26 protein-coding genes are annotated in these 26654 nt (G+C 72.1%); 12 read left to right on the top strand and 14 right to left on the bottom strand.

The genetic code is table 11. The features are described 5' to 3' along the window. Positions 1-19 precede the first annotated feature (19 nt). The 3 genes from ABZ721_RS25970 to ABZ721_RS25960 form a co-directional block, all read right to left on the bottom strand. Positions 20-826 (bottom strand): aquaporin, encoded by an 807-nt coding sequence (locus ABZ721_RS25970; protein WP_358791102.1) that lies wholly within the window; start codon positions 824-826, stop codon positions 20-22. A 96-nt stretch (positions 827-922) separates the two neighbouring features. Continuing rightward, the gene (locus ABZ721_RS25965) at positions 923-2269 is read right to left on the bottom strand and encodes a carotenoid oxygenase family protein (RefSeq protein WP_358791101.1); all 1347 of its coding nucleotides are present in this window, start codon (positions 2267-2269) and stop codon (positions 923-925) included. 6 nt (positions 2270-2275) lie between these two features. Beyond that, positions 2276-2842 carry a hypothetical protein gene (locus ABZ721_RS25960; RefSeq protein WP_358791100.1) on the bottom strand — a complete coding sequence of 189 codons (567 nt, stop codon included), beginning with the start codon at positions 2840-2842 and terminating at the stop codon, positions 2276-2278. 123 nt (positions 2843-2965) lie between these two features. Between ABZ721_RS25960 and ABZ721_RS25955 the strand changes: the two genes are divergently transcribed. Then, complete coding sequence (locus ABZ721_RS25955; RefSeq protein WP_358791099.1) at positions 2966-3490, top strand: PadR family transcriptional regulator; 525 nt, start codon at positions 2966-2968, stop codon at positions 3488-3490. 209 nt (positions 3491-3699) lie between these two features. Continuing rightward, a complete protein-coding gene (locus ABZ721_RS25950; protein WP_138351212.1) occupies positions 3700-4275 on the top strand; it encodes a TerD family protein in 576 nt (191 codons plus the stop codon). Positions 4276-4344: 69 nt separating this feature from the next. Here the strand turns inward: ABZ721_RS25950 and ABZ721_RS25945 are convergent, their stop codons facing one another. Continuing rightward, the gene (locus ABZ721_RS25945; protein WP_358791155.1) at positions 4345-5718 is read right to left on the bottom strand and encodes an MFS transporter; all 1374 of its coding nucleotides are present in this window, start codon (positions 5716-5718) and stop codon (positions 4345-4347) included. A gap of 230 nt (positions 5719-5948) precedes the next feature. Between ABZ721_RS25945 and ABZ721_RS25940 the strand changes: the two genes are divergently transcribed. Continuing rightward, positions 5949-6389: a MarR family transcriptional regulator gene (locus tag ABZ721_RS25940; protein ID WP_358791154.1), complete on the top strand. Its 441-nt coding sequence runs from the start codon at positions 5949-5951 to the stop codon at positions 6387-6389. Positions 6390-6502: 113 nt separating this feature from the next. Here the strand turns inward: ABZ721_RS25940 and ABZ721_RS25935 are convergent, their stop codons facing one another. Further along, positions 6503-7150: an NAD(P)H-dependent oxidoreductase gene (locus tag ABZ721_RS25935; RefSeq protein WP_358791098.1), complete on the bottom strand. Its 648-nt coding sequence runs from the start codon at positions 7148-7150 to the stop codon at positions 6503-6505. A gap of 139 nt (positions 7151-7289) precedes the next feature. Here ABZ721_RS25935 and ABZ721_RS25930 point away from each other — a divergent pair, with 139 nt between their 5' ends. Beyond that, positions 7290-7727, top strand: a complete 438-nt coding sequence (locus tag ABZ721_RS25930) for a helix-turn-helix domain-containing protein (protein WP_358791097.1) — start codon at positions 7290-7292, stop codon at positions 7725-7727. 116 nt (positions 7728-7843) lie between these two features. Here ABZ721_RS25930 and ABZ721_RS25925 read toward each other — a convergent pair whose 3' ends face one another. Further along, positions 7844-10657 carry a SpoIIE family protein phosphatase gene (locus tag ABZ721_RS25925; RefSeq protein ID WP_358791096.1) on the bottom strand — a complete coding sequence of 938 codons (2814 nt, stop codon included), beginning with the start codon at positions 10655-10657 and terminating at the stop codon, positions 7844-7846. A 242-nt stretch (positions 10658-10899) separates the two neighbouring features. On the opposite strand from ABZ721_RS25925, the gene ABZ721_RS25920 reads away from it, so the two are divergent. The 3 genes from ABZ721_RS25920 to ABZ721_RS25910 all read left to right on the top strand — a co-directional run bounded on the left by ABZ721_RS25920 (position 10900) and on the right by ABZ721_RS25910 (position 13724). Next, positions 10900-12357: a DUF2252 domain-containing protein gene (locus tag ABZ721_RS25920; protein WP_358791095.1), complete on the top strand. Its 1458-nt coding sequence runs from the start codon at positions 10900-10902 to the stop codon at positions 12355-12357. 174 nt (positions 12358-12531) lie between these two features. Then, positions 12532-13326 (top strand): hypothetical protein, encoded by a 795-nt coding sequence (locus ABZ721_RS25915; protein ID WP_358791094.1) that lies wholly within the window; start codon positions 12532-12534, stop codon positions 13324-13326. Positions 13327-13391: 65 nt separating this feature from the next. Beyond that, on the top strand, positions 13392-13724 hold the full coding sequence (locus tag ABZ721_RS25910) for a rhodanese-like domain-containing protein (protein WP_358791093.1): 333 nt from the start codon (positions 13392-13394) through the stop codon (positions 13722-13724). A gap of 43 nt (positions 13725-13767) precedes the next feature. Here the strand turns inward: ABZ721_RS25910 and ABZ721_RS25905 are convergent, their stop codons facing one another. From ABZ721_RS25905 to paaA, 6 genes are all read right to left on the bottom strand, one after another. Continuing rightward, a complete protein-coding gene (locus ABZ721_RS25905; protein WP_358791092.1) occupies positions 13768-14922 on the bottom strand; it encodes an acyl-CoA dehydrogenase family protein in 1155 nt (384 codons plus the stop codon). Positions 14923-15006: 84 nt separating this feature from the next. Beyond that, positions 15007-16062, bottom strand: a complete 1056-nt coding sequence (locus ABZ721_RS25900) for a 2Fe-2S iron-sulfur cluster-binding protein (RefSeq protein ID WP_358791091.1) — start codon at positions 16060-16062, stop codon at positions 15007-15009. Beyond that, a complete protein-coding gene (paaD, locus tag ABZ721_RS25895; RefSeq protein ID WP_358791090.1) occupies positions 16063-16572 on the bottom strand; it encodes a 1,2-phenylacetyl-CoA epoxidase subunit PaaD in 510 nt (169 codons plus the stop codon). It lies immediately after the preceding gene. After that, a complete protein-coding gene (gene paaC / locus ABZ721_RS25890; protein ID WP_358791089.1) occupies positions 16566-17282 on the bottom strand; it encodes a 1,2-phenylacetyl-CoA epoxidase subunit PaaC in 717 nt (238 codons plus the stop codon). The genes paaD and paaC overlap by 7 nt, the downstream gene beginning before the upstream one ends. Further along, positions 17279-17566 carry a 1,2-phenylacetyl-CoA epoxidase subunit PaaB gene (gene paaB, locus ABZ721_RS25885; protein ID WP_277439169.1) on the bottom strand — a complete coding sequence of 96 codons (288 nt, stop codon included), beginning with the start codon at positions 17564-17566 and terminating at the stop codon, positions 17279-17281. The genes paaC and paaB overlap by 4 nt, the downstream gene beginning before the upstream one ends. After that, complete coding sequence (paaA, locus tag ABZ721_RS25880) at positions 17566-18540, bottom strand: 1,2-phenylacetyl-CoA epoxidase subunit PaaA (protein ID WP_358791088.1); 975 nt, start codon at positions 18538-18540, stop codon at positions 17566-17568. Before paaA ends, paaB begins: the two co-directional genes overlap by 1 nt. A gap of 189 nt (positions 18541-18729) precedes the next feature. Here paaA and ABZ721_RS25875 point away from each other — a divergent pair, with 189 nt between their 5' ends. Continuing rightward, positions 18730-19614: a DUF5819 family protein gene (locus ABZ721_RS25875; protein WP_358791087.1), complete on the top strand. Its 885-nt coding sequence runs from the start codon at positions 18730-18732 to the stop codon at positions 19612-19614. A 62-nt stretch (positions 19615-19676) separates the two neighbouring features. Beyond that, positions 19677-20951, top strand: coding sequence for an HTTM domain-containing protein (locus tag ABZ721_RS25870; protein WP_358791153.1), 1275 nt, complete (start codon positions 19677-19679; stop codon positions 20949-20951). A gap of 16 nt (positions 20952-20967) precedes the next feature. Here ABZ721_RS25870 and ABZ721_RS25865 read toward each other — a convergent pair whose 3' ends face one another. Continuing rightward, positions 20968-21741, bottom strand: a complete 774-nt coding sequence (locus ABZ721_RS25865) for an RNA methyltransferase (RefSeq protein WP_358791086.1) — start codon at positions 21739-21741, stop codon at positions 20968-20970. 173 nt (positions 21742-21914) lie between these two features. After that, entirely contained in the window at positions 21915-23591 is a 1677-nt protein-coding gene (gene paaN / locus ABZ721_RS25860; protein WP_358791152.1) for a phenylacetic acid degradation protein PaaN, read from the bottom strand. Positions 23592-23712: 121 nt separating this feature from the next. Between paaN and ABZ721_RS25855 the strand changes: the two genes are divergently transcribed. The 3 genes from ABZ721_RS25855 to ABZ721_RS25845 are packed head-to-tail and all read left to right on the top strand — an operon-like array spanning position 23713 to position 26646. Beyond that, complete coding sequence (locus tag ABZ721_RS25855) at positions 23713-25215, top strand: 3-hydroxyacyl-CoA dehydrogenase (protein WP_358791085.1); 1503 nt, start codon at positions 23713-23715, stop codon at positions 25213-25215. 8 nt (positions 25216-25223) lie between these two features. After that, positions 25224-25826, top strand: a complete 603-nt coding sequence (locus tag ABZ721_RS25850) for a TetR/AcrR family transcriptional regulator (protein WP_358791084.1) — start codon at positions 25224-25226, stop codon at positions 25824-25826. A gap of 58 nt (positions 25827-25884) precedes the next feature. After that, positions 25885-26646, top strand: a complete 762-nt coding sequence (locus tag ABZ721_RS25845) for a hypothetical protein (RefSeq protein ID WP_358791083.1) — start codon at positions 25885-25887, stop codon at positions 26644-26646. The last annotated feature ends 8 nt before the right edge of the window (positions 26647-26654 follow it).

Genomic DNA, 26654 nt, shown 5'->3' with positions numbered 1-26654 from the left:
GAAGCAGTGATTCAGTTCTTCAACAAGGGTCTTCCCGGAAGGGTCTTCCCGAGGGGAAGAGCGCGGCGGCCAGCGCGAGTCCGGCGGCGGTGCCGGTGAGCTGGGCGGCGAGGAAGCCGGGCAGCGAGCCGGGGGCGATCCCGGCGAACGTGTCGCTGAACGCGCGGCCGACGGTGGCGGCGGGGTTGGCGAACGAGCCGGAGGAGGTGCACCAGCAGGCGGCGCCGATGTACGCCGCGACGGCGGCCGGTACGGGCTGCGTGCGGCCGCTGCGGACCAGGCCGGTGACGAGCAGCACGAGCCCGGCGGTCGCGACGGCTTCGCCCAGCAGCAGGTGCGCCGCCGACAGGTCGTGGGTGGACCAGCTGATCAGCGGACGGTCGAACATGGCGTCCGCGAGCACCGCGCCGGCGATCGCGCCGGCGGTCTGCGCGGCGACGTACAGGGCCACGGTCCGGACGCCGTACGCGGTGGGGCCGCCGCGGGCGCTCCACCAGTCGGCGAGGGTGACCACCGGGTTGAGGTGCGCGCCGGAGACCGGGGCGAGGAGCGTGATCAGCACCCACAGGGCCAGGGCGGTGGCCAGCACGTTGGCCAGCAGCTGCACCCCGGTGTCCTGGCTGAGGCGGGTGGCCTGGATTCCGGAGCCGACCACGACCGTCACGAGGGCGGCGGTGCCGACGATTTCGGCGGCGGCCCTCCTGAGCGGCGGGACGGCCGGTGAAGGGGCCTGTTCCGGGGCGGGGGTCTGTTGCGGGGCCAGGGCTGCCGGGGCCGCCCGCGGTCCGGCTCTCCGCGCCCGCGCGGCCTGTGTCTGCGTAGCCATAGCTGGATTCTGCGGGCTATTTCGGAAACTTGTTTCCGTATATTGGAAATGATACCGGTTCGATATCGCCGGAGGCGGGTGCCGGCCGCGCGCCGGTCACTGGTCCGGGAGCCAGTTGCCGTGGAACCCGTACGGCACCCGCTGGGGCAGGTGGATGGTCGCGACGGGTGGGGCGGCGAGGCGCTCCGCGTCCAGGATGACCAGGTCGCTGGTGCCGGTGCCCGCGTCGTACACGTACGTGAGCAGCCAGCCGGGGCCGCCCGCGAGGTCGTCGGCCGGGGCGAAGGCGGCTTCGCCGGGGGTGCGGCCGGGGGCGAACTCATGGCTGGTGACGCCGCCGGTCCGCAGGTCGTAGCGGAGCAGGGCGCCGGCCACCGGTCCGCGGCCCAGGCCCTCGGCGGTGGTGACATGGCCGAACCCGGCCCGGTGCCCGGCGAGCCGGTCGTCGATCCGGGGGAACTCGCACGGCCGGTCGTCGATCTGCTCCTCGGCGACGGTGCCCGTCACCAGGTCCACAGTCCAGCGCCACAAGGTGGCGGGCTGGTGGGCCAGGTCCGGCGCGTAGTGGTGCGGGTAGCGCGTGACGTACAGGACGATCCGTTCGCCGCCTGCCTCGTCGTACGCGTTGAGGCCGTGGAAGACGTAGCAGGGGTCGATCGGCAGCCAGCGGACCTCGCCGTACGGATCGTCCCGCCGCAACACGCCGAGCCGGGCGCCGTAGGCCGGATCCCACTGGTACGGCATGCCGCCGCCGGGGCGCATGGCCTCCTGGAGGTTGAAGACGACGGGCAGGTCCATGAAGACCACGTGCGAGGCGGTGAGGTGGAAGTCGTGCATCATCGTGTGCGCCGGCACGTCCACCGGGCGGCTGACGACCAGCTCGCCGGAGGCGTCGGCCCGGTGGTAGGTGAGGTACGGCGCCGTGAGCCCGCCGTATCCGAAGAAGTGCAGCTCCCCCGTGGTCGGGCAGGTCTTGGGGTGGGCGGTCATCGGGGTGTCGAGCCGGCCGCCGAAGTCGTGCGGCCCGACCGTCTCCAGCTCATGGCCCGGGCGGCAGTCGATCTCGTAGGGGAAGGACGCCTCGACGAGAGCCAGGGTGCGGCCCGCGTGCCGGACGATGTGGGTGTTGGCGGGGCCGGCGGTGAGGTCCAGATTGCCCTGGTCGTCGTAGATCCGGGCGCCGTGGGTGAACGTCGAGGTGCGGACCCAGCGGTTGCGGTACGAGGTGGCGCGACCGCCATCCAGGCGGACGCCGTGCACCATCCCGGCGCCGAAGAACCAGTGCGGGGACGCGGCATCCTGCGGGTTCGGTCCGTTGCGCAGGTACCAGCCGGTCAGCTCGGGCGGGATCGAACCGGTGACCGGCAGGTCGTGGGCGGTGAGCTCCTCCGCCACCGGGGCGAAGTTGCCCGACAGGTGCGGGGCGGCGGACTGCTGGGCCATGCGGGGTCAGCCTTCCTGCGTGCCGGAGGCGGAGAGGCGGGCCCGGACGCGGTCCGGGTAGCGGGCGGTGAAGACCGCGGGGATCACGAAGCCGGCGACCTGGATCGGGATCGAGACGCCGCTGCTCAGGTCCGCGTGGTAGACGGGGATCAGCACGGCGGCGGTGACGGTGAAGGCGGCGGCCCAGACGGCGGTGATCACCACGTTGATGCGGCGGAAGACCGGGCTGTTCCACACCTCGGGGGGCGCCTGGCGCTTGGCGATGCCCGTGGTGAAGGGGCGGCGGACGGCGAGGGTGACCCAGGCCGTGACGGCCAGCCAGCCGAGCGACAGCGCACCGCTGTAGTCCTCCAGGCCCGAGTCCGGCCGGGAGAAGGCGATCACGCTGAGGACCGCGAAGAAGGCGATCGTGCTGAACTCCAGGATCTGGGACTCGGCGGCGACGCCCGCCTTCCGGTCCTGGATCAGCAGCCAGATGCCGAGAACGAGACCCGTGAGGGCCCCCCACTGCCAGCCGGCCGCGGAGACTGCGGCGAAAGCGATCCAGGGGATGAAGCCGCGCAGGTAGTTCATGACAGGCCTTCCAGTGGTGCGGTGATCCGGATTCCGCTCCGGCTCCCGGCATTCCATTTCCGACGTGTCAAAAGTAGAACGTCCAGCATTGACGTGTCAAGAGTGGAAGGTAGGATGGAACGTATGAGCCTCCGCCACGCACTGCTGGGCCTCTTGGTCGAACGTCCGGCCAGCGGCTACGACCTGATGAAGCTGTTCGAGACCTCCCTCGCCAACGTCTGGCCCGCGACCCAGAGCCAGGTCTACGGCGAGCTGGGACGTCTCGCCGACACGGGCCTGCTCGAAGTGGCCGCGGAAGGACCGCGCGGCCGCAAGGAGTACGCCCTCACCGACGAAGGACTCGCCGAGCTGCGCCGCTGGCTCACCGAGACGGAGCCCGACCGGGTCCGCCGCAGTGAGACGCTGCTGCGGGTCTTCTTCCTGGGCGTCCTCACCCCGGTGGAGGCATGCGCGTACCTCGGGAACGAGGCCACCCGTGCGGCCGATCACCGTGCCTCCCTGAAGGAGCTGGAGGCGGCGGTGGACTGGGGCGACGACCAGCCCTCCGTCTACGGCCGGCTGGCGCTGGAGTACGGCCTGCGCTTCACCGCCATGCAGGAGGAGTGGGCCCGCTGGGCCGCGGACCAGGTCGCGGACCGCCCGCGCTGAGCGGCTGGGCCGCTCTGGGCCCGTGTGAGCCGAGTCACCCGGCCGGTCGGGGCCGACCCGTCCCGGCCCGTCGGAGCCCAGCCGCCCGGCCCGGCCGCGCAAGGGTGGCAGGCCGACGGGAACCGGGGCAGGGTGGTGTCCGTTGGAGCTATTGGGCAAAGGAATCGTCAAGCGGCGCGGCCCGCGCCGGATTGAACAGGGAGTCCATCATGGGTGTCAGCCTCTCCAAGGGCGGCAATGTCTCGCTGACGAAGGAGGCCCCCGGACTGACGGCGGTCACCGTCGGCCTGGGCTGGGACGTGCGCACGACGACCGGCACGGACTTCGACCTGGACGCGAGCGCGCTGCTGGTCGACACGACCGGCAAGGTCGTCTCGGACAAGCACTTCATCTTCTTCAACAACCTCAAGAGCCCGGACGGCTCGGTCGAGCACACCGGTGACAACCTCACCGGTGAGGGCGAGGGTGACGACGAGGCCGTCAAGGTGAGCCTCGCGACCGTTCCGCCCGAGGTCGACAAGATCGTCTTCCCGGTCTCGATCTACGAGGGCGAGAGCCGTCAGCAGAGCTTCGGCCAGGTCCGCAACGCGTTCATCCGCGTCGTGAACCAGGCCGACAACAACGAGCTGGCGCGTTACGACCTCACCGAGGACGCCTCGACCGAGACCGCGATGGTCTTCGGCGAGCTGTACCGCAACGGCGCGGAGTGGAAGTTCCGTGCCGTCGGCCAGGGCTACGCCTCGGGCCTGCGCGGCATCGCGCAGGACTTCGGCGTCAATCTCTGACCCGGAACCGCTCCAGCGAAGGGCCGCGCGACGACTGTCGCGCGGCCCTTCGCGTTCCCGGGGGAACCGTTACGCGGGCTGGTCGGCGGGCGCGGTGACGGAGGCCGGACCGGAGGCCGCGACCTGCGGCCGGGTGTGGCGCGCCGGGATGAAGGCCGCGATCAGCAGGGCGGCGAGACCCGCCCCGCAGGCGATCGCGAAAGCGACGCGGAAACCGTTCAGCGAGGGCAGCGGCATGCCCCCGAACGGCTGCGTCATATGGGCGAGCACCACGCCGATGACCGCGCTGGAGACCGAGGTCCCGATCGACCGCATCAGGGTGTTGAGGCCGTTGGCGGCCGCCGTCTCCGACAGCGGCACGGCGCCCATGATCAGCGCGGGCATGGCCGCGTAGGCGAGCGCGATGCCGGTGCCGATGACCGCCGACACCAGGACGATCTCCCAGACCGAGTCCATCATGAACAGCCCCATGGCGTAGCCGGCGGCGACGATCGTCACGCCCAGCATCAGCGAGGTCTTCGGACCGCGGGCTGCCGAGAGCCGTGCGGACAGCGGCGAGACCACCATCATCACCAGACCGCCGGGGGCCAGGCAGAGCCCGGCCGCGACCATCGACTGGCCGAGACCGTAACCGGTCGCCTTGGGCAACTGCAGGAGCTGCGGAAGCACGATCGACATCGCGAAGAGGGCGAACCCGACCAGGACCGACGCGAGGTTGGTGAGCAGCACCTGCGGGCGGGCGGTGGTCCGCAGGTCCACCAGGGGAGCGGTCGTCCGCAGCTCGAAGGCGCCCCAGCCGATCAGGATCACGGCGGACGCGGCGAGCAGCCCGAGGGTGGTGCCGCTGCCCCAGCCCCAGTCGCCGCCCTTGGACACGGCCAGCAGCAGGCAGACCAGGCCGGCCGAGAGTCCGACGGCACCGGGGAAGTCGAACCGCGCGGGGGTCCGCACCGGCGACTCGGGGACCAGGAAGAAGATGAGCGCGGCGGCGGCGATCCCGAGCCCGGCGGAGCACAGGAACAGGGAGTGCCAGTCGAAGTGCTGCGCGATCAGTGCGGCACCCGGCATGCCGAGCGCCCCGCCGATGCCGAGCGAGGAGCTCATCAGGGCCATCGCGGAGCCCATCTTCTCCCGGGGCAGCTCGTCACGCATGATGCTGATGCCGAGCGGGATGACGCCCATCGCGCCGCCCTGGAAGGCCCGGCCGACCACCATCGGGAGCAGCGAGGTGGAGAAGGCGCAGATCAGCGAGCCGATGATGAGCAGGCCGAGGCTGACGAGCAGGATGCGCCGCTTGCCGTACGTGTCGCCGAGCCGGCCCATGACGGGGGTGGCGACCGCGCCGGCCAGCAGGGTCGCGGTGATCACCCACGAGGCGTCGGAGGCGGAGGCGTGCAGCAGCGTGGGGAGTTCGGGGATCAGGGGGACCACAAGGGTCTGCATGACCGCCACGACGATGCCCGCGAAGGCGAGCACCACGACGATGGAGCCGCCGCGGTCGCGGGCCGCTGGATCGGGTATTTCGGGCACGTGTACCGCCTCCGGGGGAAGTTGTTGATGTGCACGATACACAGGATGTGTATCGTGCACATTGCGTACCTTGTGGGCACACATGGCGCGCAGGACGCGGTGACATAGGAGGCAGTGTGCTGGAGCGACTCGAACGGGAGTTGATGCTCGTCGCCCGGCACCAGGTGATGGCCCGCCGGGACCCGGCCGGCGCGCGGCTGGAGAAGTCCGCGTACCTGCTGCTGACCAGGATCGACGCGGGTGGTGCGATGTCCATCGGGCAGCTCGCGGAGGCGTTCGGGCTCGACACCTCGACCGTCAACCGGCAGACGGCCGCGCTGCTGCGGGCCGGGCTGGCGGAGCGCGTCGCCGATCCGGACGGCGGGATGGCGCGGAAGCTGCGGATCACCGGTGAGGGCAAGGACCGGCTGGCGGTGGACCGGACGGCACACCTGGAGGGCCTGGCGCGGGTGCTCGTGGACTGGACGCCGCAGGAGATCGAGCAGTTCGAGGACGTGCTCGGCCGCTTCAACCGCAGCATCGAGGCACTGGAGGGACGCGAATGGCCCCGCCCGGAATCGGGCGGGGCCGGCGCGGCGTCGTAACGGGCCTCGCGGCGTCGTAACGGGCCTCGCGGCGTCGTGACGAGCCTCGGAATCGCGAGGCTCAGGCCTTGAGCCTGAGGCCTTGCAGTTCGGGCCTTGAATCTCGTGGAATCTCAGGCGGCGAGCCGTACGGCGAGGGCCTTGGCCTTGGCGATCGCTTCCTCGTGGGCGCGGGCGCGCGAGGCGTCGGCCAGCTCCCGGAGGTCGGCCATCTCCGGCTTGACGTGGGCGAGCGTCAGCTCGGGCACGATGAAGTCGACCTCCAGGCCGAGCATGCCGGTGAGGACCTTCTCCAGGTAGTTCGAGGCGAACTCGAAGCTCTCCCTCGGAGTGCCCGCGGCGTAGGAACCGCCCCGCGCGGTCACCACCGTGACCGGGGTGCCGGCCACCGACGACCCCTCGCCGGCGGTGCGGCCGATGATGATCACCTGGTCCAGCCACGCCTTGAGGCTGGAGGGGATCGTGAAGTTGTACATCGGGGTGCCGATCAGCACCGCGTCGGCCCGCTCCAGTTCCTCGGCGAGCGTCGCGCGCAGGGCATGCGCCGCCCGCTGCTCCGGGGTGTGGTCGGCCGCCGGGACGAAGGACGCGGTGATGGCGTCGGCGGTCAGGTGGGGGAGCGGATCGGCCGCCAGGTCGCGGTAGATCACGGCGCCGTCCGGGTGCTGGGCCTCCCATTCCTTGCGGAAGGTCGCGGCGACCTCGCGGGAGACGGAGCCCTCGTGGAAGGCGGAGGAGTCGATGTGCAGCAGGGTGGGCATGGAAATGCCTCCACTCTCGGAAGACGGGGCGAGCGCCGCTGTGCCGCGGAAGGCGGCTGCGCTCTTTTGTATGTAGCTATTGATAGCACAGTAGCTTACTTTTCTGCAGTAGCAAGATGGGCGGCAGTAGGCTGTCCTCATGCAACGGGGCGAGCAGGCGCAGGCGGAGCACGGGGAGCAGGCGTGTACGGGCGTCGACATCGCGCTGACGCGCGTCTTCGAGCTGCTGGGGAAACGGTGGACGGGGCTGATCGTGGCCGTCCTCACCCAGGGCGCGGCCTACTACGCCGACCTGCGGCGATCCCTCCCCAAGATCAGTGAGCGCATGCTGTCGGACCGGCTGAGCGAGCTGGTCGACGCCGGGCTCGTCCTCCGAGAGGTCGAGGCGGGTCCGCCGCTGCGCGTGGCCTACCGGCTCACCGAAGCCGGTCTCGGGCTCGGCCCGGCCCTCGACGAGCTGGGCCGGTGGGCCGAGACGTACCTGCTGGACGGCATCGACCCGGCGGCCGTGCTCGATGGGCCGTGCACGGGCGCGCACTCCAGCCCCTCACGGCCCCAGGCGCCCGAGATCTGCTGAACGCCGCGGCGCAGCCGGTCGCGCCGCTGCCATCGGACGAGCCGTCGGACGAGCCGTCGGACGAGCCGTGAGGTGAACCGTCGGACGAACCGTCGGACGAACCGCCGGGAGCGCCGTCAGCCGGCGGCGTCCTGGCCCGGTAGCGGCATCTCGAACCAGACCACCTTGCCCACCGCCTTGCGGCTGGTGCCCCAGCGCCGCGACAGGTTCGAGACGAGCGCGAGGCCGCGTCCCTCCTCGTCGTCCGCGTCGGCCCGCCGCAACTGCGGCAGGTTGTGGTCGTCGTCGCTGACCTCGACCAGCAGCTTGCCGACGTTCATCAGCCGCAGCTGGACGTCGTGCGACGCCACCCGCAGCGCGTTGGTGACCAGCTCGCTGACCAGCAGTTCCGTGACGTCCGACAGCCGTTCCAGACCCCAGGTGCCGAGCTGCCGCCGGGTGAGTTCCCGCGCGGTGCGGACCTCCGCGAGGTTCATCCCCAGCGTCCACTGCGCGACGTCCGCGGAGGCGATGCCCTCGAACCGGGCGACGAGCAGGGCGACGTCGTCGCGCCGGTCCTCGGAGTGCAGCCGGCTGAGGATCTGCGCGCACACGTCCTCCGGCGTCTGCTGCGGTTCGATGACGTTGGCACACAGGGCCGCCAGGCCGGCGTCTATCCCCTCGCCGCGGACCTCGACCAGACCGTCCGTGCACAGCACCAGCCAACTGCCGTCCGGTACCGGGATCTCGACCGTCTCGAACGGCACCCCGCCGACGCCGATCGGCGCGCCCTTCGGGATCTGCAGCAGCTCGCTGACCCCGTCGTGGCGGGCGAGAACGGGCGGGATGTGGCCCGCGTTGGCGAGCGTCAGATTGCGGTGGATCGGGTCGTAGACCGCGTAGACGCAGGTGGCGAGGTGTTCGGGGCCCAGCCGGTGCGCAAGGTTGTCGAGGTGCCGCAGCAGCTGCGCGGGCGGCAGGTCGAGGGCGGCCATGGTGATGACGGACGTACGGAACTGCCCCATGACGGCCGCGCTGATCAGGCCGTGCCCCATCACGTCGCCGACGATGAGCGCGACCCGCCCGCCGGGGAGCTGGATCGCGTCGAACCAGTCGCCGCCGACCTGCGCCTGGCGGTCGCCCGGCATGTAGTGGTGCGCGATGCGGACACCGGGGATCTTGGGCGGACGCGTCGGCATCATGCTGCGCTGCAGCGTCGCGGCGGCTCGGGACTCGAAGCGGTGCAGCCGGGCGTTGTCGAGGTGGACGGCGCCGCGGGTGACGATCTCGCCCGCGGTCGCGGCGTCCTTGGCGTCGAACGGGCGCCGGTTCGGCTGGCGCAGGAAGCACATCCGGCCGAGGACCGTGCCGCGCGCGGTCAGCGGGACCACGACCAGGGAGCGGCCGGGCAGCAGTGGGCCGAGGGCGGGAACGCCGAGGTCCATGGCGAGGTCGTCGGCGAGGGCCGGTTCGATGACGGGCACGAGCATCGCCTCGCCGAGGCGCGGGGTGATGTCATCGGCGGCGAGGGTGATCAACTCGCCCTCCGGGACGGCGCTGTCCCAGACGCCGGGCGGTCCGTGCAGCGCGACGGCGACCCGGCGGAGCAGCACCGAGTCGGCCGGGCGGTCGTCCTTCGGCGGCTCGTTCTCCGAGAACAGCTGGTCGACGATGAGGATCGCCGCGAAGTCCGCGAAGCGCGGGACGGTCACGGCGCACAACTCGCGGGCGGTGGTGTCGAGATCGAGGGTGCTGCCCACCTTGGTGCCGGTCTCGCGGAGTAACGCGAGCTGCTCGTCCAGCACATGGCCGGGGGCGGGCGTGGCGAAGACGGGTACGGAGGGGACGGCGGTCAGGCCGTCGGCCCCGATGCGCACCCCGCCGGCCCTGACCGAGGCGGTGTTGACCCCTACCGTGTTGATCCCGGCGGCATTGATCGAGGCCGCGTTGAGGCCGGCCGTATTGATCCCGGCGACGTTGACGGCGCCCCTCGTGTCGACGGACGCGGAGCCGGAACGGGGGCCGGGGAGCAGTTCCCGGCGGTTGGTGCGGGCCGGCCGCAGCGTGCCGCCGTCGGCCTCGTACTCCCGGGGCAGGACCGGGAGTTCCGTGCTGCCGTCCACGCGCAGGACGGGATAGCCGAGCGGGACGACCTGCCCCATGATCCGTTCGAGGCGCCCGGCGCTCACCCGGGGCAGGACGATGCCGAGGCGGGTGGTCAGCTGCCGGGCGTGCGCCAGGTCCGGGACGGGTGCGAGCTGGGCGGAGATCGTGATCCCCTCGCGCGCCGGTGTCTCGGCGGCGTACGGCAGCAGGCGGTCGCCGATGGCGATCCGCAGCGCACCGGACCGCAGCGGCTTGGCGTTGGCGGCGATGGCCAGCAGGCTGCGGCCGGCGGGCTCCATGATCCGGTACGTCCACCACAGCACGTCCCGGACGGTGCCGTCCCGGTCGGTGGTGGGCAGCGAGCCGGCCCAGGCGGGGTGCGTGAGGTCGTCCAGCAGATCGAGGGTGTCCTGGTGCGGAGCGCCGGAGGCGGTCAGCAGCCCGGAGGCACGATGTCCGAAAACGCCTTCCCAGCGGTGGCCGAAGAGCTCCTCGGCGCCGCGGTTCCAGTACGAGACGCGGCCGTCGGGATCCACGCAGATGACGGCGAGCCGCAGGAGCGCGGCCACCCCGGAGACGGCCAGGGGCGCCGCGGCCGAGCCGGTGCTTTCCATGGCGTCGATACCGGTCTTGGCGTCGGCACCCGTGTCGGCACCGGTCTCGGCACCGGCCTCGGCACCCTTCTGGGTACCCGTCCTGGTGTCGTCGGCGGTCCCGGCGTCCGGGCCCGCCTCCGTGGTGGTTCCGGAGCCGGCGCCGGTCGCGGTGCTGGTGCCGGGGCCGGGCTCAGTGCTGGGGCCGGCTACGGTACGGCTGCCGTTTCCGGAGGAAAAGTCGGCGGACACGTCCCTCTCCGTCTGCGCTTCCGCGCCGGTGACCGGAGCCTTTGAACGGGCCTTTGGCCGGATCGGCGGACTGGGAAAGCCAGGTCATCTCGTTCAACGTCGTGCACCGGCGGTTCGGCGCTGAGTAGGGTCTCGGCTCAAGGCAAGCACGAAACTTCGGGCGAGGTCGACCAAATGGCCAGATTGCCCCCAGCGCGGGGGCAATCGGCTGTGGTGCGTCCCGCTCGCTGGGGGGAGAGCACATGAGTGAGTCGAGGGTGCCGCGGATCACGGGATTCGCGGCCTGGCCGCACGAGGCCTCGGCGAAGACCGCGGGCAAGGAGCTGCGGGGCCAGGTGCCCCGATCGGCCCACGACCAGCTGCCCGACGGCAACGACCGGCCCGGCGCGCTGGGGGCGCTGGAGGCGTCGAACGCCGGGCGGATCGACGGGCTGATACCGCTGCGGGTGGGGCGGATGGCGGCGAGCCCGTTCTCGTTCCTGCGCGGCTCCGCCGGGCTGATGGCGGCCGATCTCGTCGACACCCCGGTGACCGGTGTCGGCACCCAGATATGCGGCGACGCGCACGCGGCCAACTTCGGCCTGTACGGCGACGCCCGCGGCCGGCTGGTCATGGACATCAACGACTTCGACGAGACGCTGATCGGCCCGTGGGAATGGGACGTGAAGCGGCTCGCGGCCTCCCTGGTGCTCGCCGGGCGGGAGGCGGGCGCGTCCGAGGACGTCTGCCGCGCGGCGGCCCATGACGCGGTCGGCGCGTACCGGCGCACCATGCGGCTGCTCGCCAAGCTGCCGGTGCTCGACGCGTGGAACGCCATCGCGCACGAGGAGCTCGTCGCGCACGCGGACGCGCGGGACCTGCTGGGCACGCTGGAGCAGGTGTCCGCCAAGGCACGGAAGAACACCAGCGCGAAGTTCGTCGCGCGGTCGACGGAGCTGCTGGACGACGGCGGGCGGCGCTTCGTCGACGCCCTGCCCGTGCTGCGCCGGGTGCCGGACGGGGAGGCGGCGGCGGTCGCCGGGGCGCTGGACGGCTATCTGCGGACGCTGTCGGAGGACCGGCTGCCGCTGCTCGCGCGCTACGCGGTGCACGACGTGGCGTTCCGGGTGGTGGGGACCGGGAGCGTGGGGACCAGGTCGTACGTGGTGCTGCTCCTCGACCACCTGGGGGAGCCGCTGGTGCTCCAGGTGAAGGAGGCGCGGGCGTCCGCGCTGCGGCCGTACGTGGAGAAGGCCGGATACGTGGGTGCCGAGGCGGGCGCGGGAGCCGGTGCCGCGGGTGCCGGTGCGGGCGGGGGTGCCGGTGCGCTGTCGGCGCACGACGCGCACGAGGGGCGGCGGGTGGTGCTCGGGCAGAAGAGGATGCAGGTGGTCAGCGACATCCTGCTGGGGTGGACGTCCGTGAACGGGCTGCCCTACCAGGTGCGCCAGTTCCGCAACCGGAAGGGGAGCGTGGACCCGGCGTCGCTGGAGGCGGGGCTGATCGACGACTACGCGCGCATGACGGGGGCGCTGCTCGCCCGGGCGCACTCGCACAGCGCGGATCCACGGCTGATCGCCGGGTACTGCGGGAAGAACGAGGAGCTCGACACGGCGATCTCGTCCTTCGCGGTCGCGTACGCGGACCGCACGGAGGCGGATCACGCCGAGCTGCTCGAGGCGATCAGGACGGGGAAGGTCGCGGCGGAGCTCGGCGTCTAGAGCGGCCGGCGCGACAGCCGGCGCGACAGCCGGTGAGGTGACCGGTGAGGTGACCGGTGCCGCGGCCGGTGCCGCAGGCCGCGGGCCGTCTGCGGGGCAGCCGGCGGGGCAGCCGGCGCGGCCTCGGTGGAGGGGCGCGGGACGGGGGGCCGCCGGAATCCGTACGCTGTGCGGGTGACGAACCCGGAAGCGGAACAGGTGGATCAAGCGGCCTCCCAGCGGTTGGCGAAGGCGGTGCGCGCCGCTGAGCAGGCACTCATCGAGTTCGAGATCGCGGTGGAGACCTTCCGGGTCGAGGTGGACAACTTCTCCCGGCTGCATCACCAGCGGCTCGGCCCGATGTACGCCCGGCTGGATGAGCTGGACGCCCTCATCGCGGAGGCGGTGGCGGCGAACAGCGGCGACCGCGCGGACATCGAGCGGGCCTGGGAGGCGCGCGCCCTCGTCATGCCCATGCCGGGGATAGAGGAGCTCTTCGAGGGGATGCTCGGCTCGGACGGCGTCCGGCCGGTCGAGGACCCGAACCCGCCGCGCCGGGTGCGGCCCGGCAAGGAGGCGCAGCGGCTCTACCGCGAGCTGGCCCGCAAGGCGCACCCGGACCTGGCGCAGGACGAGGCGGAGAAGGAGCGGCGCAGCGTCTTCATCGCGCGGGTCAACGAGGCCTACGCGGACGCGGACGAGGATCGGCTGCGCGAGCTGGGGGCGGAGTGGGACGCCGGGCCGGTGCTCGAGGAGGAGCTGCCGACCGAGGCGGAGGTGCTCTACGCCCGGCTGGAGTGGCTGGCCGAACGCAAGGAGGCGCTGTCCGTGATCGCCACGGATCTGGACAGCAGCGCCATCGGGCAGATGATGAAGCTGTCGCCCGACGATCCCGACGGGCTGCTCAACGAGATCGCCGAGCAGCTGCTGGAACAGGTGGGCGCGCGGGAGACCCGGCTCGCGGAGCTGGTCCGGCCCGCCGAGGGCTGAGGTAGTTTTCTCAGGTCCGTGCGTGTCGTGTGCGCCGAGCCCGTTGTGCCGAGGAGGCCCTTCCCATGTTCAACTCCCAGCTGCCCGCCGTCGACGCCTCCGGCGTTCCCGCCGACGGCATCCTGCTGGACGTCCGGGAGAACGACGAGTGGGCGGCCGGACACGCGGAGCAGGCGCTGCACATCCCCATGGGCGAGATCGTGGGCCGGATCGCCGAGGTGCCGGACGGCGGCACCGTGCACGTGATCTGCCGGGTCGGCGGACGGTCCGGGCAGGTCGCGCAGTACCTGATCGCCCAGGGCGTCGACGCGGTGAACGTGGACGGCGGGATGCTCGCCTGGGAGGCGGCCGGGCGGCCGCTCGTGACGGACGGCGACGGCCCGGCCTTCGTGCTGTAGGTCGCGGGGCGGCTGCGGGGCGGATGCCTGCCCAGGAGACGGCCTAGCCGAGGGGGTGGGCGGCGATCAGGTCGCCGAGCACCTCCTCGTGGGCGGCGGCCGGACCGAGCGAGAGCTCCAGCTGCTTGGCCCAGGCGTGGTAGCGGTGCAGGGCGTAGTCGGTGTCCGCGCCGAAGCCGCCGTGCAGGTGCTGCGCGGTCTGGACGACCCGCCGCACGCCTTCCGAGGCCCAGATCTTCGCGACCGCGACGTCCCCGGTGAGCGGCAGCGCGCCCGGGGTGCCGATGCTGAGCCGCCAGGCGGCCTGCCAGAGGGTGGCCTCCATCGCCCGCAGGTCGATGTAGCGGTCGGCGGACTGCACCGCGACCGCCTGGAAGGTCGCGATGGGGTGCCCGAACTGCTCGCGCTTGCTCGCGTAGGCGCTGGTCATGCCGAGGACCGCCTCGCCGACGCCGAGTGCCAGCGCGCAGGTGCCGACGGCGAGCACGTTGCGCAGCCACTCCCAGGCGCCGTCCGCGGTGATGACGTCGTCGGCCGGGATCCGGACGCCGTCGAGGGTGATCTCGGCGAGGCGCTCCCCGCTGGTGGAGATCTGCTCGGCGAGGGTGACCCCCTCGTGCTGCCGGGGGACCACCGCGATGACGGTCCCGCCCTCGGTGGTGTGGGCGGGCACCAGGACGTGATCGGCCTGCTGCGCCCAGGGCACGGCCGTCTGCACCCCGTCCAGCAGCCACGGGCCGTCCGGCGCCGCGCTCCCCTGCCCCTGCCGGCGCGCCTCGACGGCGAGCTCGGCCCCGTCGTGGCCGGTGCGGCCGTTGGCGGCGACGGTGAGGACGACCCCGCCGCTGCCCGCCGCCGGGAGCAGCCGGGCGCGCAGCGCGTCGGAGCCGTGGGTCTGGACGGCGAGACCGGCGGCGTACGTCTCCAGCAGCGGTACACGGGCGAGCACCTTGCCCGCCTCGCGCAGCACCAGGCACAGCGCTATCGGGTCGAGGCCTGCGCCGCCGTAGGTCCCGGACAGGGCGAGGCTCAGCAGGTCGCCGTCCACGAGCTTGCGCCACAGTGCGCGGTCGAAGTCCTCGGCGACGGCCCCGTGCGTCAGGGCGGGGCTGGGGACCGCATCCGGCGCGACGCCCGCGAACACGGCCCGCGCCGCCTCGACCGCCGCCAGTTGCTCTTCGGTGAAGCTGAAGTCCACTGCTCGCCCCTCCCACCGCCACGGCCTACTGACAGTGCGTCAGGTTAGAACACGTTCTAGTGAGAGGGAAGAGCGAGGGCACCGCTACGCGTCGAAGTCCAACTCCACCCGGTCGGTGAGCGGATGCGACTGGCAGGCCAGCACGTATCCGGCCTCCGTCTCGTCCGGCTCCAGCGCGAAGTTCCTGTCCATCCGGACCTCGCCGGAGACCAGCCGGGCCCGGCAGGTCCCGCACACCCCGCCCTTGCACGCGTACGGGGCGTCGGAGCGGTTGCGCAGCACCGTCTCCAGGACGGACTCGCCGCCCTCGGACGGCCAGCTCCCGCCGCGCCCGTCGAGCGTGGCCGCGACCACGCTGCCGACCGGGGCCGGGGCCCGGACCGCGTCGGTGACCGGGCCGTCGTCCACGTGGAAGATCTCCTGGTGGATCCGGGAACGGTCCACCCCCAGGCCGCGCAGCGCCTGCTCGGCACCCCGCACCAGGCCGAAGGGGCCGCACAGGTACCAGCCGTCCACCGCGTCCACCGGCAGCAGCGCGGGCAGCAGGGCGGTCAGCCGCTCCTGGTCCAGCCGCCCGGACGGCAGTCCGGCCTGCTGGTCCTCGCGGGACAGCACGTTCACCAGCTGGAGCCGGTCGGGGTAGCGGTCCTTGAGGTCGGCGATCTCCTCCAGGAACATCGTCGAAGCGGCCGTCCGGTCGCTGCGCACCAGGCAGAAGCGGGCCGCCGGCTCCCGCGCCAGAACGGTGGCGATGTGGGAGAGCACCGGGGTGATGCCGCTGCCGCCGACCACCGCCGCGAAGTAGCCGGGGCGCGGTTCGAGGACGAACCGGCCCATCGGCGGCATGACGTCGACCACGTCGCCCACGGCCAGCTCCTTGTGGGCGTACACGGAGAACTCGCCGCCCTCGACCAGCCGCACGCCGACCCGCAGGCTCGCCGGCCCGGCGGGACCGGGGGCGGGGTCGCAGACCGAGTACGTCCGCCGGATCTCGGAGCCGTCCACGAACCGGCGCACCGCGAGGTGCTGCCCGGCCGCGAAGCGGTACGTCTCACGCAGGGGGGCGGGCACGTCGAAGGTCACGGTCACCGAATCGTCCGTGAGCCGCTCGATCCCGGTGACCCGGAGCGGATGGAACATTCACAACTCCTTGAAGTGGTCGAACGGCTCACGGCAGCTCTCGCAGCGGCGCAGGGACTTGCACGCGGTGGAGGAGAACCGGCTCAGCACGGTGGTGTCCACCGAGCCGCAGTGCGGGCAGCGCACCGCCAGGGCGACGGGGACCGGACCGCCGCCGCCGACCGGGCGCGGCGGCGCTATCCCGTGCTCGGCGAGCTTGCGCCGCCCCTCGTCGCTGATCGCGTCGGTCGTCCAGGCCGGCGCCAGCACCGTATGGACGGACACGTCGGTCATTCCGTGCTCGCGCAGGATCCGGGTGATGTCGGTGACCATCGTGTCGATGGCCGGGCAGCCGGTGTACGTCGGCGTCAGCCGCACCTCGACCCGGCCGGGGCCCAGCAGCCGCAGACCGCGCAGCACCCCCAGCTCGGCGAGCGAGAGCACCGGCAGCTCGGGGTCGGGGACCGAGCCCGCGAGCCGCAGCAGCTCCGCCTCCAGCGCGCTGTCGGCGACCGCGCCGCCGGTCACCATGTCGCACCCGGATGGGCGCGGTGCAGGTGCTGCATCTCGGCCAGCATCCGCCCGAACGACTCGGTGTGGACGCCCTGCCGGCCGGCACCCGCCGACCAGGCCGTCACGTCGGGCCCTTCCGGCATCGTCAGCGTCGCCTGCCGGACGACGGCCGAGACCCGCTCCAGCCAGGGTTCGCGCAGCGCGCCGAGGTCGACGCCCAGGCCCTCTAGGGGCTGGAACAGCTCGCCGGTGTACCGCCACAGGGCGTCCAGGCCCCGCTGCATGCGCGCGTGGCTCTCGGCCGTGCCGTCGCCGAGCCGCAGCGTCCACTGCCGGGCGTGGTCGTGGTGGTAGGCGACCTCCTTCACCGCTTTCGCGGCCAGCGGCGCCAGCTCGCCGTCGCCCCGGGCCAGCTCCGTGTAGAGCAGCTCCTGGTACGTGGAGAAGTAGAGCTGGCGGGCGATGGTGTGGGCGAAGTCGCCGTTCGGCTGCTCGACCAGCTGGACGTTGCGGAACTCGCGCTCCTCCCGGCCGAAGGCCAGCTCGTCCTCGTCGCCGACCAGCGACAGCAGCACCCGGGCCTGCCCCAGCAGGTCAAGCGCGATGTTGGCGAGCGCGACGTCCTCTTCGAGGACCGGCGCGTGCCCGGCCCACTCCCCCAGCCGCTGGGCGAGCACCAGGGCGTCGTCACCGAGGGGCAGCGCCGAGCCGACGATCACCGGGTTCACAGGTGCCGCACCCCTTCCGGGATCTTGTAGAACGTCGGGTGCCGGTACGGCTTGTCCCCGGCCGGCTCGAAGAACGAATCCTTCTCGTCCGGCGACGAGGCGGTGATCTGCGTCGACGGCACCACCCAGATCGACACGCCCTCCGCCCGCCGGGTGTAGAGGTCGCGTGCGTTGCGCAGCGCCATCTCCGCGTCGGGGGCGTGCAGGCTGCCCGCGTGGCTGTGGCTGAGGCCGCGCCGGCTGCGGACGAAGACCTCCCACAGCGGCCAGTCAGTGGCAGTCATCAGCGCACCTCTCCGTGCTCGGTTCCCTGCTTGGCCGCGTAGGCCGTGGCCGCTTCCCTGACCCAGGCGCCCTGCTCATGGGCGGTACGGCGCTGGGTTATCCGCTGCTCGTTGCACGGCCCGTTGCCGCGCAGCACCTCGTGGAACTCGGTCCAGTCGATCTCACCGAAGTCATGCGCGCCCCGCTCCTCGTTCCACCGCAGCGCGGGGTCCGGGAGCGTCAGCCCGAGGACCTCGGCCTGCGGGACGCAGATGTCGACGAAGCGCTGCCGCAGCTCGTCGTTGGAGTGCCGCTTGATCTTCCAGGCCATGGACTGCTCGGAGTGCCCGGACTCGGTGTCCGGCGGGCCGAACATCATCAGCGACGGCCACCACCAGCGGTCCACCGCGTCCTGGGCCATCGCGTGCTGCGCCTCGGTGCCCTGGCTGAGGGCCAGCAGCAGCTCGTACCCCTGCCGCTGGTGGAAGGACTCCTCCTTGCAGATCCGCACCATGGCCCGGGCGTAGGGGCCGTAGGAGCAGCGGCACAGCGGCACCTGGTTGGTGATCGCGGCGCCGTCCACGAGCCAGCCGACCGCTCCGACGTCGGCCCAGGTCAAGGTGGGGTAGTTGAAGATCGAGGAGTACCGCTGGCGGCCGGCGTGCAGCTTGTCGAGCAGCTCGTCGCGGCTGACGCCGAGGGTCTCCGCGGCGCTGTAGAGGTACAGCCCGTGCCCGGCCTCATCCTGCACCTTGGCCATCAGGATCGCCTTGCGGCGGAGCGAGGGGGCGCGGGATATCCAGTTGGCCTCGGGCTGCATCCCGATGATCTCGGAATGTGCGTGCTGGGCCATTTGGCGGACAAGCGTCGCGCGGTACGCGTCGGGCATCCAGTCGCGCGGCTCGATCCGGGAGTCTTCGGCGAGTGCCGACTCGAAAGCGGCGAGAAGGTCGGCCTGCGGTGCCGCCTCCTCGACCGTGGCTGCCGTGGTCATCTGTGCCCCCTACGTTGTCCCGCTCCGGCTCAACCGACCGACCGATCGTTCGGTTCAATGGTCGGCTGAGCGCCCTGGGGTGTCAAGGCCATCTCGGCGGCTGTGGATAACCCGGTACGGTCACCGTTGGCGCAAGGGCATGAGTAGCGTTCCGTGCGGAAGCGGAGCGCGGTGAGGAACGGGGAGACCATGGAGCCACCTGAGAGGCCGGTACCGGGCACGGGGCCGGGCTCGGGACCGGGCGCGGATCCGGGCGACGCCGCCCGTCCGGTGGCGAGTGCCGGGACCGGCGCGCGACCCGGACCCGGGACCACGTCCTGGGGCGTCGGCGACACCGCGGCCGACAAGGGCGCGGACACCGGTGCGGACGCGAACGCGGACACCGGCGCCGGCGCGGGCGCGGGCGCGGAGACAGACGTGGACGCGGAGGCCGCCGAGACGTGGCAGCTGCCGTCTCTCTCCACCGGCTCCTGGGTCGTGGTCTCCCTCGCCGTCGCAGCGGTCACGGTCGGCGTCGTCTTCCACCTCGCGATGGTGTTCCTGCACGTCGCGCCGTCGAACACGGCCAGCAAGGAGTACCAGTCCACGGTCGACTCGTACGTCTATCCCGAGTTCGAGCAGAACTGGAAGCTCTTCGCGCCCGACCCGCTCCAGTCGAACATCCATGTGCAGGCCCGCGCCCAGGTACGCGGCGCGGACGGAAAGCTGCAGACGACGGGATGGGTCGACCTCACCGACCTCGACCTGACCGGCATCCGGCACACCGTCGCCCCCAGCCACACCCGGCAGAACGAGCTGCGCCGCGCCTGGAGCTTCTACACCTCCTCGCACGGCGACAACAACACGCCCAACGGCGTCCGCGGCCGGCTCAGCCAGGAGTACGTGCAGCGGATCGTCGAGAGCCGGTTCGGCCCGAGGCTGAACGGTGGTGACGTCGTCCGTGTGCAGGCGCGCTCCGCGACCACGGCCGTCGCCCCGCCCTCCTGGAGCGACGCGAAACCCGACACCGCGACGCAGTACCAGGAGACGCTCTGGTGGTCGGTGGCCACCTCCGGACAGGAGAACGCCTCGTGAGCGCTCGCAAGGATCTGCCGCCGTCCCCCTTCGCGGGGTTCGGCAGCAAGCTCGACAACGGACTGATCCGCGGGCTGGCCCGGATCACCACCACCGCCGTGGGGCCGTACCAGAGCGCTGTCGTCCGGATCGGCTTCTCGCTGACCTGGCTCCTGTTCCTGCTCCGCGAATGGCCGCACCGGGCCGAGCTGTACGGACCCGACGGCGTGTGGACGTGGGACATGGCCCAGCGGCTGATGGCCGCCACCGACACGGGCACCCCGTTCAGCGTGCTGATGTGGACGGACAGCCCGCTCTGGTTCGAGTTCGTCTACGGCATGTCGATCATCGCGAGCCTGCTGCTGCTCGTCGGCTGGCGGACCCGTACCTCAGCGCTGCTGTTCATGGTCGGCGTGCTGTCGCTGCAGAACCGCAGCATCTTCATGGGCGACGGCGGCGACAACGTCATCCACCTGATGGCGATCTACCTCGTGCTGACCCGCTGCGGCCAGGTCTGGTCGCTCGACAAGCGGCGCGCGGACCGGGCGCGGGAGCAGGACCGGTCCCCGGACCGGGACCTGGTCGGCATCGCCCTGTGGTCGGTGTTCGGCGCCGCGCTCGCCCTCGTCACGGCGCTGGGGAAGCTCGACCAGCTCTGGGGCGCGGTCTTCTGGATCTTCTGGCTGGGGCAGGCGGCCTGGTGGGCGGCGCGGCGCCAGGCGCCCGGTGAGCCCCGCAAGGTGCTGGACATCCTCGCCAACCTCCTCCACAACGGCGCCATGCTCGTGATCGTCGTCGAGGTGTGCCTGATCTACGCGACGGCCGGCTGGTACAAGATCCAGGGTTCTCGCTGGCAGGACGGCACCGCGCTGTACTACCCGCTGCACCTGGACGACTTCACCCCCTGGCCCGCGCTCTCGCACACCCTCGCCGGTGCCGGCCTCATCGTCATGGCCATCACCTACGGCACGGTGATCGTGCAGGTCGCCTTCCCCTTCACGCTCTTCAACCGCCGGGTGAAGAACGCGCTGCTCGTCGCGATGATCATCGAGCACGCGTCGATCGCCATCGTGCTCGGCCTGCCGTTCTTCTCCCTTGCGATGATCGCTGCCGACGCGGTCTTCCTGCCGACGAACTTCCTGCGCTGGGCGGGCAGCCGGATCGCCGGCCTCGTGCCGGGACGTGCAGGCGGCCAGGACGCTCCCCGCTCCGGCGACCCCCGCGACCAGGACCGGAAGGCCGAGGACGAGGACCAGCACCGGGTGCGGGAGCTGGGAACGACGATCGGCCGGCCCGCCGCCGAGCCGCAGCTGGCCCAGGGCGAACCGGGCGCCGCCGGCGACGGCTACCGCGTCTAGCCGGGGGCTACCGCTGTCAGAGGAGCCCGGTGCCCGGTTCCGGCAGCCAGTGGTAGAGCGCCATCGCCACCGTCGTGGCCAGGTTGAAGCTGGAGACGTGCGGGCGCATGGGCACCGCGATCAGTTCGGTCGCCCGCCCGCGCAGCTCCGGCGAGATGCCGTGCCGCTCCGAGCCGAACGCGAGCAGCGCGTCGTCCGGGATCTTCACGGACCTGATGTCCTTCCCCTCCGGGTCCAGGACGTAGAGCGGCCCGGGCGGCAGGTCGGGGAGGTCCAGCCGCTCGACCGCGGTGGCGAAGTGCAGGCCGGCGCTCGCGCGCACGACGTTCGGGTGCCAGGGGTCGATGTCCCCGGTGGTGACGACGCCGGTCGCGCCGAACCCGGCGGCGAGCCGGATCACCGCCCCGATGTTGCCGAGGTTGCGCGGGTTGTCGAGGACCACGACCGGTGACCGCCGCGGCGCCGCGTTCAGGACGCCGAGGTTGGTGCCGGCGCTCGGCCTGACGGCGAGCGCGGCCACACCGGTCGGGTGGACGCGCGGCAGCAGCTCGCGCAGCACCTGTCCTGGAACCTCGACGAGGATCGCGCGCAGCCGCTCGGTCACATCGTCCGCGAGCTCCTCGGACAGCGTCAGGGTGGCGGTCCGGTCGCTGGTCAGCGCGAGCCGCACCTCGGCGCCGAAGCGCAGCGCGTGCTTGAGGGCATGGAAGCCGTCGAGCAGAACGGCGCCGGGGGCCGCCTCGTGCCACTGCCGTGCCGCACGCCCGGCCTCGTCTTCCGCTTCCGTCATGGCCTCAGCGTACGGCGCCGGAGGAGCCGCCCCGCCAGGGCGCCGACCTGCCTGGATGGCACGGCCCGGACGGCACTGCCCGCACCGCGCCGAGCGGGCCGGGGAGCCCCGTCCGGAGTGACAGGGCAACTCGGGACGGGGCTGGACTGGGGCCGGTGCGGTACGCGCCCGCGCTACGCGGGCCTGCGCACCTCGATGACGCGGAAGCGGCCGGCCACGAAGGCCCCGTCGCACAGCGCCGCGTTGGCCGCCGGGTTGCCACCCGAACCATGGAAGTCGGAGAAGGCCGACGTCTGGTTGACGTACACCCCTCCGGTCAGGTTCAGCGAGAGCTGGGCGCACTCCTCCCAGCACGCCTCCTCCAGCAGCCGCTCCACCTCGGGCGAGGTGGTGTAGCCGCCGACCGTCATGGCGCCCTTCTCCCGGACCGTACGGCGCAGCAGCTCCACCGCGTCGGCCGTGGAGTCGACCGCGACGGCGAAGGAGACCGGTCCGAAGCACTCCGTCAGGTACGCCGCCTGGGCGTCGGGCTTCGCCCCGTCCAGCTTCACCAGCACCGGGGTGCGGACCGTCGCGTCCGGGAAGTCCGGGTGGGTGACGGCACGGGAGGCGAGGGCCACCTCGCCGATCGAGGGCGCCGCCTCCAGCCGCGCCTTCACATCCGGGTTGACCAGCGCGCCCAGCAGCGCGTTGGCCCGCGCGTCGTCGCCGAGCAGGCCTTCGACGGAGGCGGCCAGGTCGGCCACCACCTCGTCGTACGACCGGTGGCCCGCGTCCGTGGTGATGCCGTCCCGGGGGATGAGCAGGTTCTGCGGGGTGGTGCACATCTGGCCGCTGTACAGGGAGAGCGAGAAGGCCAGGTTGGCGAGCATCCCCTTGTAGTTGTCCGTCGAGTCCACGACGACGGTGTTGACGCCCGCCTTCTCGGTGTAGACCTGCGCCTGGCGGGCGTTGGCCTCCAGCCAGTCGCCGAAGGCGGTGGAGCCGGTGTAGTCGATGATGCGGATCTCGGGCCGGACGGCGAGCGTCTTGGCCAGCCCCTCGCCGGGCCGCTCGGCGGCCAGCGCGACCAGGTTGGGGTCGAAGCCCGCGTCGGCCAGCACCTCACGGGCGACCGCGACGGTCAGCGCGAGCGGCAGTACGGCACGGGGGTGCGGCTTGACCAGCACGGCGTTGCCGGTCGCCAGGGAGGCGAAGATGCCCGGGTACCCGTTCCACGTCGGGAACGTGTTGCAGCCGACCACCAGGGCGATGCCGCGGGGGACGGCTGTGAAGGTCTTCTGCAGTCGCAGCGGGTCCCGCTTGCCCTGCGGCTTGACCCACTCGGCCGCGTCGGGCGTACGGACCTGCTCGGCGTACGCGTAGGTCACGGCTTCCAGGCCGCGGTCCTGCGCGTGGGGGCCGCCGGCCTGGAACGCCATCGTGAAGGCCTGGCCCGAGGTGTGCATCACCGCGTGGGCGAACTCGTTGGTCCGCGCGTTGATCCGCGCCAGGATCTCCAGGCACACCATCGCCCGCAGCTCCGGGCCGGCGTCCCGCCACGCGGGCATGCCCGCCCGCATCGCCGGGAGCAGCACCTCGATGTCCGGGTGCGGGTACTCGACCCCGAGCTCGATCCCGTAGGGCGAGGTCTCGCGGCCGGTCCACTCGTCGGTGCCGGGCTGGTCGAGCGGGAAGCGCTGTCCGAGCAGCGCGTCGAACGCGCCCTTGCCCTCGGCTCCGTCTCCGTAGGCCTTCGGGTGTTCGGGGTACGGCGACCAGAACTCGCGCGTCCTGATCGCTTCGAGTGCCTTGTCGAGAGTGCCGCGATGCCGTTCGATCAACGGGACAGCGGTGAGATCGGCGGCCATGGGGACCAACTCCTCGTCGAGCTGGGCTGGGTAGGGGAACACCGCTAGATTAACCGAATGTTCGGTCGGTTCAAGAGGGCGGCCGGAGCTGTGGACAACTTGGCGAGGAGCAGTCGGCATCATGATCGCGCTTGATCGAACCCGCACCGTCGCTGTCATCGGCGCCGGCACGATGGGTCAGGGAATCGCCCAGGTAGCACTGGTCGCCGGCCATCGCGTACGGCTCTACGACGCCGCTCCCGGCAGTGCCGAGCGCGGTGCGGCCGCCGTGGCCGCCCGGCTCGCCCGGCTGGCCGAAAAGGGCCGGATGGACGCGGCCGAACGGGATGCCGCGCTGGCCCGGCTCGCCCCGGCCGGGGCCCTCGGCGAGCTGGCCGACGCCGCGCTCGTCATCGAGGCGATCATCGAGGACCTGCCGGCCAAGCAGCGGCTCTTCGCCGAGCTGGAGGACGTCGTCGACGACGCGTGCCTGCTCGCCACCAACACCTCCTCGCTCTCGGTGACCGCCGTCGCCGGCGCTCTGCGCCGCCCCGGCCGCTTCGTGGGCCTGCACTTCTTCAACCCCGCGCCGCTCCTCCCCCTCGTGGAGGTGGTCTCCGCCGCCACCACCGACGAGGACGCGGCGGACACCGCGTACGCGACCGCCGCCGCGTGGGGCAAGTCCCCGGTGCGCTGCACCGACACCCCGGGGTTCATCGTGAACCGGGTCGCCCGCCCCTTCTACGCCGAGGCTTTCCGCCTCCACGAGGAGGGCGTCGCCGACCCCGCCACCATCGACGCGGTCCTGCGCGAGTGCGGCGGGTTCGCGATGGGGCCGTTCGAGCTGACCGACCTGATCGGCCAGGACGTCAACGAGGCCGTCACCCGCTCCGTCTGGGAGTCGTTCTTCCACGACCCCAAGTTCACGCCGTCGCTCGCCCAGCGCCGCCTCGTCGAGTCCGGGCTGCTCGGCCGGAAGTCCGGGCGCGGCTGGTTCCGGTACGGGGACGAGCAGGACCGGCCGCTCCCGGCGACGGCGCCGCCCGCGCCCGCGCCGGAGTGGGTGACGGTGAGCGGGGACCTGGGGCCGGCGGAGGAACTCGTCGCCCTCATGGAGGAGGCGGGCATCGCCGTCGAGCGCGAGGAGGACGGCGTGGGCGCGATCGTTCTCGACGACGTGACGCTCTTCCTCGCCCAGGGCGGCTACGCCTTCGAGTACGGCGACAACGTCATCCACTACGACCTGGCGCTGGACTACCGGGCCGCCACCCGCATCGCCCTGGCGCCCGCCGACACCGTGGACCCGGAGGGTGTCCGGGCGGCCGTCGGGCTGTTCCGGGCGCTGGGCAAGCAGGTCAGCGTGATCGAGGACGTCCCGGGCATGATCGTCGCCCGCACGGTGGCGATGCTGGTGGACCTCGCCGCCGACGCGGTCGCCAAGGGCGTCGCCTCGCCCGCGGACATCGACACCGCGATGCGGCGGGGCGTGAACTACCCCATCGGCCCGCTGGAGTGGGGCGACCGCCTCAGCGCGGACTGGGTGAGCGTGTTCCTGTCCGAATTGCACGATGCGTGCCCCGGTGGCCGCTACGCCCCGTCGGCACTGCTGCGCCGCCGTGGGGCCTCCGAAGGGAAGCTGCTCTAATCGTGACCATGGCCGAGCCCCACAGTCCCCGCGTCAAGAGGGACACGTACACCCCCGACACGCTGCTCGCCGTCGCCGTCGAGGTGTTCAACGAGCGCGGCTACGACGGCACCTCCATGGAGGACCTGTCCCGCGCCGCCGGGATCTCCAAGTCCTCGATCTACCACCATGTGCGCGGCAAGGAGGAGCTGCTCCAACGTGCCGTCGGGCGGGCCCTGGACGGACTGTTCGGCATCCTGGAGGAGCCGCGGGCACGGCAGGGGCAGGCGATCGAGCGGTTGGAGTACGTCACCCGCCGTACCGCGGAGGTGCTCATGGAGGAGCTGCCCTACGTCACCCTGCTGCTGCGGGTGCGCGGGAACACCGGCACCGAGCGCTGGGCGATGGAGCGGCGCAGGGAGTTCGACCAGCGGGTGTCCGACCTGCTGAAGGCCGCCGCGAGCGAGGGCGACCTCCGCTCCGACATGGACATCCGGCTGGCGACGCGGCTGCTCTTCGGCATGATCAACTCCATCGTGGAGTGGTACCGGCCCGACGCCAAGGGGGCGCTCGACGGGAAGCACGTCGCGGACGCCGCCGTACGCCTGGCGTTCGAGGGGCTGCGCACGTAGCCGAACCGTGAGGTCCAGACCATTGACCTCCGCGCGGGGCCGCCGACACGATCCAGCCATGTATTCACCTGGACGTACCCGGACCCTCCGCGCGATCGCCGCCACGGCCCTGGCCACCGCGCTTCCCCTGTTGCTGACGGCCTGCGGAGACGACGGCGGCGGCGGGAAGGCGACGGCGGAGCCGTCCCCGACGGCCACGGTGAAGACGTTCGACTGCCTGACCGAGGCCCAGGCCAAGGCGGGCTCGATCAACTTCAAGGACACCGACGGCAACGCGGTGGACGGCTACCTGGCGGGCACCGGCACCACCGGCATCGTGCTCGCGCACCAGTCGGACGGAAACGTCTGCCAGTGGGTGCCCAAGGCGCTGGAGCTGGTCAAGAGCGGCTACCGGGTGCTGGCGATCGACTCCAACGGCACCGAGGTCCCCGAGGTCGTCGCGGGCGCCCAATTGCTGCGCTCCAAGGGTGCGAAGAAGCTGGTGCTCATGGGTGCCTCCAAGGGCGGCACCTCGGTGCTCACGGCCGCCGCGAAGGTGCAGCCGCCGGCGGACGCGGTCGTCTCGCTCTCCGCGCCCGAGCAGTACGGGCAGATGGACGCCGCGGCGGCCGTCCCGGGGCTGACCGCGCCGATCCTCTACATGGCGGCGGACGGGGACACCGCGTTCGCCGAGTCCACCAAGGCGCTCAGCAAGTCCTCGGCGAAGGCCAAGGAGAACGCTCTGTACATCGTGACCGGTGCACATCACGGGGTCTCGATGCTCGACGACGCCGAGAACTGGGCGAAGGTCACCGCCTTCCTGAAGAAGTACGGCGGCTGAGCGGGACG

This window comes from Streptomyces sp. NPDC006733, from assembly GCF_040636125.1.
GTDB lineage: Bacteria > Actinomycetota > Actinomycetes > Streptomycetales > Streptomycetaceae > Actinacidiphila.
The sequence above is the reverse complement of the archived record's forward strand: the minus strand, read 5'-3'. Positions and strand labels throughout refer to the sequence as shown.